This window comes from Herbidospora daliensis (genome assembly GCF_001570585.1).
GTDB classification, from domain to species: domain Bacteria; phylum Actinomycetota; class Actinomycetes; order Streptosporangiales; family Streptosporangiaceae; genus Herbidospora; species Herbidospora daliensis.
Window position 1 is genome coordinate 1 of sequence record NZ_BBXF01000016.1, and the last position, 9,006, is coordinate 9,006.

The 9,006-nt window shown below is 69.2% G+C and carries 8 protein-coding genes, 2 rRNA genes and 1 pseudogene; 7 read left to right on the forward strand and 4 right to left on the reverse strand.

Going from position 1 to position 9,006, the window contains the following annotated elements:
* Together AW274_RS38485 and rrf are read left to right on the forward strand one after the other, a co-directional pair.
* Nucleotides 1-365, forward strand: a 23S ribosomal RNA gene (locus AW274_RS38485); the annotation flags it as partial.
* 52 nt (nt 366-417) lie between these two features.
* Nucleotides 418-534 (forward strand): 5S ribosomal RNA (rrf, locus tag AW274_RS38490).
* A gap of 148 nt (nt 535-682) precedes the next feature.
* On the opposite strand, the gene AW274_RS40940 is transcribed toward rrf, so the two are convergent.
* The gene (locus AW274_RS40940) at nt 683-1,345 is read right to left on the reverse strand and encodes a hypothetical protein (protein WP_157520952.1); all 663 of its coding nucleotides are present in this window, start codon (nt 1,343-1,345) and stop codon (nt 683-685) included.
* 294 nt (nt 1,346-1,639) lie between these two features.
* Entirely contained in the window at nt 1,640-2,392 is a 753-nt protein-coding gene (locus AW274_RS40945) for a hypothetical protein (RefSeq protein WP_157520953.1), read from the reverse strand.
* On the opposite strand from AW274_RS40945, the gene AW274_RS38495 reads away from it, so the two are divergent.
* Entirely contained in the window at nt 2,285-3,310 is a 1,026-nt protein-coding gene (locus AW274_RS38495; protein ID WP_232320699.1) for a tetratricopeptide repeat protein, read from the forward strand. The two genes, AW274_RS40945 and AW274_RS38495, sit on opposite strands and share 108 nt — an antisense overlap.
* Here the strand turns inward: AW274_RS38495 and AW274_RS38500 are convergent, their stop codons facing one another.
* Nucleotides 3,311-4,237, reverse strand: coding sequence for an MBL fold metallo-hydrolase (locus AW274_RS38500; protein ID WP_062444204.1), 927 nt, complete (start codon nt 4,235-4,237; stop codon nt 3,311-3,313). It lies immediately after the preceding gene.
* 100 nt (nt 4,238-4,337) lie between these two features.
* Between AW274_RS38500 and AW274_RS38505 the strand changes: the two genes are divergently transcribed.
* A complete protein-coding gene (locus tag AW274_RS38505; protein WP_083975528.1) occupies nt 4,338-4,895 on the forward strand; it encodes a single-stranded DNA-binding protein in 558 nt (185 codons plus the stop codon).
* Nucleotides 4,896-5,349: 454 nt separating this feature from the next.
* Here the strand turns inward: AW274_RS38505 and AW274_RS38510 are convergent, their stop codons facing one another.
* Nucleotides 5,350-6,576 (reverse strand): DUF1015 family protein, encoded by a 1,227-nt coding sequence (locus AW274_RS38510; RefSeq protein ID WP_232320700.1) that lies wholly within the window; start codon nt 6,574-6,576, stop codon nt 5,350-5,352.
* A 165-nt stretch (nt 6,577-6,741) separates the two neighbouring features.
* Between AW274_RS38510 and AW274_RS38515 the strand changes: the two genes are divergently transcribed.
* The 3 genes and pseudogenes from AW274_RS38515 to AW274_RS38525 all read left to right on the forward strand — a co-directional run.
* Nucleotides 6,742-7,083, forward strand: a complete 342-nt coding sequence (locus AW274_RS38515; protein ID WP_137250569.1) for a tetratricopeptide repeat protein — start codon at nt 6,742-6,744, stop codon at nt 7,081-7,083.
* Complete coding sequence (locus AW274_RS38520; RefSeq protein ID WP_062444215.1) at nt 7,080-8,069, forward strand: HAD-IIA family hydrolase; 990 nt, start codon at nt 7,080-7,082, stop codon at nt 8,067-8,069. The genes AW274_RS38515 and AW274_RS38520 overlap by 4 nt, the downstream gene beginning before the upstream one ends.
* A 550-nt stretch (nt 8,070-8,619) precedes the next feature.
* A pseudogene (locus AW274_RS38525) lies at nt 8,620-9,006 on the forward strand (transposase); the annotation flags it as partial.

Consider the following 9,006-nt stretch of genomic DNA (forward strand, 5'->3'; position numbering starts at 1 on the left):
GGTCCCAAGGGTTGGGCTGTTCGCCCATTAAAGCGGTACGCGAGCTGGGTTTAGAACGTCGCGAGACAGTTCGGTCCCTATCCGCTGCGCGCGCAGGAGACTTGAGAGAGGCTGTCCCTAGTACGAGAGGACCGGGACGGACGAACCTCTGGTGTGCCAGTTGTTCTGCCAAGGGCACGGCTGGTTGGCTACGTTCGGAAGGGATAACCGCTGAAAGCATCTAAGCGGGAAGCTCGTCTTGAGATGAGGTCTCCCACCCTTTGTTGGGGTAAGGCCCCCGGTAGACGACCGGGTTGATAGGCCGGGAGTGGAAGCACAGTAATGTGTGGAGCTGACCGGTACTAATAGGCCGAGGACTTGACCATAAATGTTCGCGTCGACTATGCAACTCTCAGGCTGCAAACAGCCTAGTAGAGTTACGGCGGTTATGGCGGAGGGGAAACACCCGGTTACATTCCGAACCCGGAAGTTAAGCCCTCCAGCGCCGATGGTACTGCACCGGGGACGGTGTGGGAGAGTAGGACACCGCCGGACAATTTTCAACGGAAGCCCGACCAGTTTTGGTCGGGCTTTCGTCGTTTCCGGGCAGGTCCGCATCACCTGCGAAGACTTGCTAGTCTGGTGAAGCCGGGCCACCCTGACGAACGGGTGGCCTTCGTCGCGTCAGAGGAATACGCGACCCCTAACAGTGCCCATACCGCGCACCCGCCTCGAAGCCAGAGACGAAGATCCGTACGCGGTGGAGCAACAGAGGATCAAAGTGAACAGAGAAGACGGGCGTGACGGCGCGGGCCGTGGCGAAGAGCGAAACGACCGACCGGCCGGCGGCCGTGACGGCGACAGGTATGGCCGCGGCGGTGCCGGCGGCAGAGACGGTCAGGCAGACGGCCAGAACGACAGGGGCGCCCGCCCCTTCCGCGCGAACAGCCGCGGCGGCTACCGCGACCGCGACGAGGCCCGTGGTGGCGGCGGCTTCGGCGGTCGCTTCGGTGTGCGCGACTCCCGCCCCCAGCGGTCGTACGGCGACCGCGACGACCGCCCCCAGCGTTCCTACGGCGACCGTGACGACCGACGTGGCTTCCAGAACCGCGACGACCGCCCCCAGCGCCCCTTCAACGACCGCGGCGACCGGGGCGACCGCCCGCAGCGGTCCTTCGGCGACCGTGGTGACCGTCCCCAGCGTCCGTTCCAGGATCGCGGTGACCGGCCGCAGCGGTCCTACGGTGACCGTGGTGACCGTTCCCAGCGGCCTTTCAACGACCGTGGCGACCGTCCCCAGAGGCCCTTCAACGACAGAGGCGACCGGCCGCAGCGGCCCTTCCAGGACCGTGGCGACCGCCCCCAAAGGTCTTACGGCGACCGGGGCGACCGTCCCCAGCGCTCGTTCGGCGACCGTGGTGACCGCCCTCAGCGGCCCTTCAACGACCGTGGCGGCGACCGGCCGCAGCGCTCGTATGGCGACCGTCCTCAGCGTCCGTTCCAGGATCGAGGCGACCGGCCCCAGAGGTCCTTCCAGGACCGGGGCGACCGGCCCCAGCGTCCCTTCCAGGACAGAGGTGACCGTCCCCAGCGTCCGTTCCAGGACCGGGGCGACCGCCCGCAGCGTTCTTATGGCGACCGGGATGACCGGCCGCAGCGCTCATATGGTGACCGTCCACAGCGGCCGTTCCAGGATCGCGGCGACCGTCCCCAGAAGTCCTTCAACGACCGTGGCGACCGGCCCCAGCGTTCCTATGGCGACCGCGATGACCGGCGTGGTTTCCAGGACCGGGGCGACCGCCCCCAGCGGCCCTTCCAGGATCGCGGTGACCGGCCCCAGCGCTCCTATGGCGACCGTGACGACCGGCAGTCCCGTCCGTTCCAGGACCGGGGCGACCGCCCGCAGCGTTCCTACGGCGACCGGGACGACCGCCCGCAGCGGTCGTTCCAGGACCGTGGTGACCGGCCCCAGCGTTCCTACGGAGACCGTGACGATCGCCGGGGCTCGCAGGACCGGGGTGACCGGCCCGTCTACGGTGACCGGGATCGTTTCAAGGGCGGGGACCGTCCGCAGCGGTCGTACCAGAACCGGGACGACCGGCCCCAGCGGTCCTTCCAGGACCGCGGCGACCGGCCGCAGCGGCCCTTCCAGGATCGCGACCGCCGGCCTTCCGGCGACCGGGACGACCGGCCGCGCCGCAGTTTCCAGGACCGGGGCGACCGCCCGCAGCGGTCGTTCGACGACGACCGGGGCGGCAGCCGCACCCGCTACGGGCGTGAGGACGAGCCGCAGCGCGAGCGCGAGGTGCTGCCCGAGCTCGAGGCCGACATCACGGCGGAGGAACTCGACAAGGAGGCGCGCGGCGAACTGAAGTCGCTGCCGGGCGACCTGGCCGAGCTGGTGGCCAAGCACCTGGTCGCGGCAACGCGCGCCCTGGCGGCCGAGGACGCCGAGAAGGCCTACGAGCACGCCAAGGTCGCGCGCCGGTTCGCCGGCCGCATCGGCGTGGTCCGGGAGGCGGTGGGCATCGCGGCCTACCACGCCGGACAGTACGCCGAGGCGCTCAGCGACCTGCGGGCCGCCCGCCGGATGACCGGTTCCGAGGCGTTCCTGCCGATCATGGCCGACTGCGAGCGCGGCATGGGCCGGCCTGAGCGCGCGCTCGACCTGGTCAAGTCCAAGGAGGCCGAGAAGCTCGACCGGTCCGGCAAGATCGAACTGGCCATCGTCGAGTCGGGCGCCCGGCGCGACCTGGGTCAGCTCGACGCGGCCGTCGTGACCCTCCAGCGCCTGCCCGAGCTGCGTGACCCGCAGCCGCGCGACTGGTCGGCCCGCCTGGCCTTCGCCTACGCCGACGCCCTCGCGGCGGCCGGCCACGCGAGCGCCGCCGCCGACTGGTTCGGCCGCGCCGCCTCCTTCGACGAGGACGGCGAGACCGACGCCGCCGAGCGCTACGCCGAACTGACCGGCGCGGTGATCGAGGACCTCGAAGACGACGACGACTTCGAGGACGACTTCGCCGACGAGGACTCCGAGGTCGTCACGGTGGAGAGCCCCGCCACCGAGGCCGCCGAGGCGGAGGACGACACGGACGACGACGCGGACGACCTGGAGGATGACCTCGACGGCGACCTCGACGACGAGGACTTCGACGACGACGTGGACGAGGAGGAGCCGGCCGCGGCTCCGGCGAAGGCTGCCGCCCCGGCGAAGGCCGAGGCGGACAAGCCCGCCGACAAGCCCGCCGAGGAGGCCGGGTTCGGTCCGGCGTTCATCGAGCCCGACTACGGCGACGTCCTCGACGAGCCGGCGGACAAGCCGGAGGCCTGATCAGCTCTCCGGGCGGTCGAGCCAGTGCATGATCCCCGCCAGATTCGGCTCGGTGCCGCTGAGCATCTCGATGTGCTCAGCGGCCTTGTCGCCGGGCGCGGGCCGGGCGTAACGGTCCCGGGTGCGCTGGTCGACCATGGCCACGGCGTGGTCGAGGTCGAGCTGCTCGCCCTTGGCCTGCTTGGCCAGATCGACCCAGATCAGTAGTTCCTCGGCGGATCGCTCCAGGATCGATCCGACCTCGTCGACCGGGCCGTAGTGGCTGAAAAGCAGCCGCTGCGGCCCGAGCGCTTCGAAGAGGGCGATCGACGCCAAAGCCGTCTCGAGATCGAAATCCGGCGGCGGCGTGGACGGCCGCACGTCCCCGGTGTCCGGGATGTAGACCCCGGCGGCGTCGCCGACGTACAGATCACCCGTCAGCGAGTCGACCAGCCCGACGTGATGCTTGGCGTGCCCCGGCGAGTAGTGGCTGGTCAGCCGCCTCCCGTTGCCCAGATCGATGGCCCCGGTGTCGCCGAGCGCCCGGATCCGGGCCGCGTCGGTCGGCTTCAGCATGCCGAAGAGAGTGTCGAGCCGGTCACCCCAGACCATCCGGGCACTGGACATGAGCCGGGACGGATCGGCCAGATGCCGGGCCCCTTTCTCGTGTACGACAATCTCTGCCGCCGGGAACATGGCGGATATGTCGCCCACTCCACCCGCATGGTCGAGATGAATGTGCGTCACGACGACCGTCGCGAGATCATCGGCCCCGACCCCGAGTGACGCCAGCGCGTCGCGGACGACCGGCGCCGAGGTCGACGTCCCCGTCTCCACCAGGCATGGTCGATCACCGAGAATCAGATATCCGGCGGTGATTCCGGCATATCCGGCCAGCCTCGTGTCGATTTCGTGCACGTCTCCGCCGAGCGGGGTCACGTTTTCCACAGCTCACCTCAGAGCGAGAACGGGTTCTCACAGAATGGGACTCGAATAGCCGGTGCAGCAGCATAGTCACCGACAGTGGTGCCCGAGAGAAGGGGATCACATGTCAGTTGATCAAATGGTGAGCACTCCTGCCCACCACAACGAGGTCATTCTCGTGGGACGCCTGTCCAAGGCCCCGGAAGCCCGCCTCCTGCCCAGCGGCACCGAGCTGACCCAGTGGCGCCTCGCCGTCCGCCGCCCGACCCCCGACAACGAGAAGGGCCGCGCTGACGCCATCGAATGCGTGACCTTCGACCCGCTCGTCCGCGACTCCGTGACGGGGCTGACCGTCGACGACGTGGTCGAAGTGCAGGGAGCGTTGCGCCGGCGCTGGTGGCGAGGGGGCAGCGCGTTCGAGGTCGAGGCTCGCTCGGTACGCCTGGCTCACCGGGCAGGTGCGGGGGATACGGAGGCTCGGGCGGAGGAGCCAATGGAGTTCGGGGCGAGGGATACCGAGGTCCGGCGGGAGGAGCCGTCGGGGTTCGGGACGGGGGATGCCGAGGTTCGGCCGGAGGAGCCGTCGGGGTTCGGGGCGGGGGACATCGAGGTCCGGCCGGAAGAACCATCGGAGTTTGAGGCCGGGGATACCCAGGTCCGGCCAGAAGAACCTTCGGGGTGATGCCTTGGCGTCACGGCGGAGCGCCCCTGCGAGCGACAGCGCGGATGGAAACTACTGCCGTTCCACACCGCCTTACTGATGCGGAGCGTTGCCGCTATTGGCGTTGTGGCAGGGGCCGGGTCTAGGGGATTTGCGACCGGGACCGGAATGGGCCCGGAGTGACAGCCGTCGCCCGTCTATGGAGTTGGTCGGCAGCCGCCCTGATATCGGGCGCGCTTAGCAAGGGCGCGGCTTCACCGCTATGCCTAGCCGGCAGATGGCGTGGGGTTGGTGAGCATCGGTCACCCTGACGTGTCCTCATTCGGGAGCCTGCCGATCCGGTGTTTGGCGGGTGGCCAGTGACGAGCAGCTCAGATGACGGGCCGACTCTGTGGTCTGCCCTGTCGCCCGCCGGTTTGCTGTCGAGCGCGCAGTGGTTGCCGTGACCGGCGCATCGGTTCTCCAGAGCGGGTGGTCAGCCGGTGGCGAAGGTTCGCAGGACCAGGCCGGTGGCGGGTTTCGGGCTGAAGGAGGTCGACTTCCTGGGGACTCGTTCGCCCTCCTCCGCCACGGCGAAGACGTCGGCCGCGTCCAGGGGGCGCATCAGGACCGCCGTGCCGTTGGTCTGCGCGGCCTGGCGGGCGGCGGCGGTGTGGTCGTGGTGGACGATCTGGACGTGGTCCTCGTCGTCCTCGATGCCCCAGACCTTGGGGAGGAGGAACTCGTTCAGGATGGCGGTGTCCAGGGAGCGCCAGCGCTCCGAGCGGTCCTTCGGCATGGCCAGGTTGAGCTGGAGAGGATCGGGGTGGGTCAGGAGGTGGGCCGTCTGGCCTGCGGTGATGACGTAGGCGGGGGCGTCGGCGGTGGACAGGGCCGTGAGGGCGTCGTCCAGGTTGGGGTGGTCGTGGACCTGCCAGGCGCCCTTGGCGCGGGCGGTCGCCTCGCTGAGGGGGAGGCCGGGGATCACGCGGTGGATCGCCTTCAGATCGGGCGGGTAGGCCGTGGAGTCGACCAGGTAGGCGAGGCCGCCGTCCCAGGGGCCGGGTTCGTCGTGTTCGGCCTGGAGTTCGCGGTAGGTGGCGTAGCGGTGGTGGCCGTCGGCGATCAGGGCGCGGTGGTCGGCCAGGTCGGTGGCGATCTTGTCCAGGGCGGCGGGGTCGGTGATCGCCCAGAGGCGGTGCCGGGTGTGCTCGCTCAGGTGGACGTCCACCAGCGGGGGTTTCGTCGCGGCGGTCTCCTCGACCAGGGCCGTCGCGGGGCCGTCGCCGGCGTACAGGAGGAAGATGGGCTCCAGGTTGGCCTCGGTGGTGCGCATGAGGGCCAGGCGGTCGGCCACGGGGCCGGGCATGACGTTCTCGTGGGGGAGCACGGCGTTGGAGCCGACCCCGACGGCGCCGATCAGGCCGCGCTGGACGAAGGTCGGGCCGCTCTGTTCGTACACATAAAGAGCCGGTTGGTCGTCGGCGGCCAGGATGCCCTCGTCGAGCCACGCGGCCAGGGTGTCGCGGGCCTCGGTGTAGTGGCCGGCGCCGGGAAGGATCAGGCGGACCACGTTGTTCGGATGGGCGTCAGCGAGCCGCCGGGCTTCGGCGGGGGAGATGAGGTCGTAGGGCGGCGAGGTCAGGGCGCTCAGATCGTCGGCCGTGTAGCGCACGCCGCGGAACGGGCGCAGCACCAGTCCCGCCCGTTCAGATCTCTCCATATCGGGCATGCTGCCATAAAGGCCCGGACTCCCCACTGCCGCGGTGCCCGGTTGGAACCGAAATCGGAAGCAGGAGGCCATTGCGTGACACGGCATGATCAGAATGGAGTGGGAGATACGTCCGGCAGCCCGTCGGGCGACGTATACGAGTGGTACCAGCGTGGCATGAAGCTTCTCCAGGAAGGCAGTCCGGCCGCCGCCGCGGCGCTTCTCGAGCGCGCGGCCGACGCCGAGCCCGATTCCCGGAGCATCCGCGAGGGCCTGGCTCGGGCCCAGTTCAACTCGCGCCGGTACGAGGATGCGGCCACCAGCTTCCGCTGGATCGTGGACGCGAACCCGGCCGAAGACTATGCCTACTACGGTCTCGGTATGGCACTTTGGCGAACCGGTGACATCGAAGGCGCCCAGGAACCCCTGGCCGTCGCCGTTGCGATGCGTCCCGACGAACGAAACTACGTCTCCGCCCTCACCCAGATCCGGGCGACCCTGCGCGCGAGGCGCGCGTGAACCACCTGCTCGACGCGTACGACACCCTGCTCCTCGACCTCGACGGTGTGGTCTACCTGGGACGGCATGCCGTCCCGGGCGCACCCGAGGCGCTGGCCCTGGCCCGGGAGCGGGGCGTACGCCTGGCCTACGTGACCAACAACGCCAGCCGCACCCCCGCGGCCATCGCCGAACACCTGACCCACCTGGGGGTGTCCGCGTCGCCCGACGACGTGGTGACCTCCGCGCAGGCCGCCGCCCGGCTCGTGGCCGAACACGTGCCCGCCGGGTCTCCCGTGCTCGTCGTCGGCGGCATGGGACTGCGGTCGGCGCTGCGCGCCCACGGGCTGCGGCCGGTGACGACCGCGCTGGAGGGGCCGGCGGCGGTCGTCCAGGGAATTTGGGACGGTCTGTCCTATGGGCTGCTGGCCGAGGGGACGCTGGCGGTGCGGGGCGGGGCCTGGTTCGTGGGGGCCAACCACGACAGCACGATGCCGACCGATCGGGGCGAGATGCCCGGGAACGGGTCGATGCTGCAGGTGATCACGGCGGCGACCGGGGTGAACCCGGTGGTGGCCGGGAAGCCGGAGCCGCCGCTGCATCGGGAGTCGATGATCCGTACCGAGGCGCAGCGGCCGTTGATCGTGGGGGATCGGCTCGACACCGACATCGAGGGGGCCAACCGGGCCGGGGTCGACAGTCTGCTGGTGCTGACCGGGGTGGCGACGCCGCTCGACCTGCTGACCGCTCCGCCGGTTCATCGGCCGACGCACGTGTCTGACGATCTTTCCGGGCTGCATCTGCCTGCGGCTTCGGTGCGTTCCTCCGCTGATGGGTGGGAGTGCGGCGGGTGGGTGGCTTCCTGGGACGGTGGGCGGTTGCGGCTGACCGGGGGCGGGGAGTCGATCGACGCGTTGCGGGCCGCTTGTGCTGCTACGTGGGCCGGCGTGGGGGATGGGCGTGCGGAGGAGGATGCCGTCAAGCCGGCGCTTCGGGCATTTGGCTAGGGCTTCCCCGGACAGCCTGTGAAGGTGGACGACTACTTTCGGTGAGTCATCGATGGGGTGCGGCGTTCTCGGTTTGATTTTCCGCGGTGCCATTGGATTCACCGATTCGCGGCTGTGATTCAGTAGGTGCGGGCTGTCGGTTACGTTATATGGAGCTACTCGGGTTCCGGATTTGTTCGTGACGTATCCGGTCGGCTCGCTAATGGATGTGGTTAGGTGCGGTCGCCTTTCTTGCGAGCTGGATTGGTCCGTTTCGATGGGGCTTTGGGATTTAAACCTCTCGGAACGGACCTGTCGCGGCGCGGTGGCTCACGATGGGTTCGGTGCGTTCAAAGGTGAATTGGGCGCGACCTTCGCCCGTGTCGGGCGCGGATTGAGATTCCCTGGTTTAGGCGGTTAGCGAATGCGGTGGTCGGCCCCCACGGCCTCGTGCATTCACCTGAGGGGCGTGAGGGCCGCTGGGCGTTGTGATTTCCGGCTAAGAGGCCCTAACAGAATGACTTCCGCTGTGCTTTGATCTCTCGCTGTAGCCCAGCGGAAGGCGTTGCAGGTGGCCAAGTCCAAGCCGTGGGAAGTCGACGACGAGCTGTGGGCGGTGATCGAGCCGTTGCTGCCCCGTCGTCAACGCCGGGTCCGGCATCCGGGACGTAAGCGGCTGGATGACCGGCTGGCCTTGCAGGGCATCTTGTTCGTGCTGCATACCGGGATCGCCTGGGAGCACCTGCCGCAAGAGCTGGGCTATGGGTCGGGCATGACGTGCTGGCGGCGCCTGGACGAATGGAACCGGGCCGGGATATGGCAGCGGCTGCATGAAGTTCTGCTCGATCGGCTCCGGAGTGTCGATGCCCTGGACCTGTCCCGCGCTGCGGTGGACTCCTCCCAAATCAGAGCGTTAAAAGGGGGCCGCAGACCGGACCGTCCCCGGTCGATCGAGGAC

Excerpts from the sequence above, each read along its gene's own strand:
- AW274_RS38505 (WP_083975528.1), top strand. The coding sequence starts at position 4,338 with ATGTCAGTTGATCAAATGGTGAGCACTCCTGCCCACCACAACGAGGTC.
- AW274_RS38510 (WP_232320700.1), bottom strand. The coding sequence starts at position 6,576 with ATGGAGAGATCTGAACGGGCGGGACTGGTGCTGCGCCCGTTCCGCGGC.
- AW274_RS38515 (WP_137250569.1), top strand. The coding sequence starts at position 6,742 with ATGAAGCTTCTCCAGGAAGGCAGTCCGGCCGCCGCCGCGGCGCTTCTC.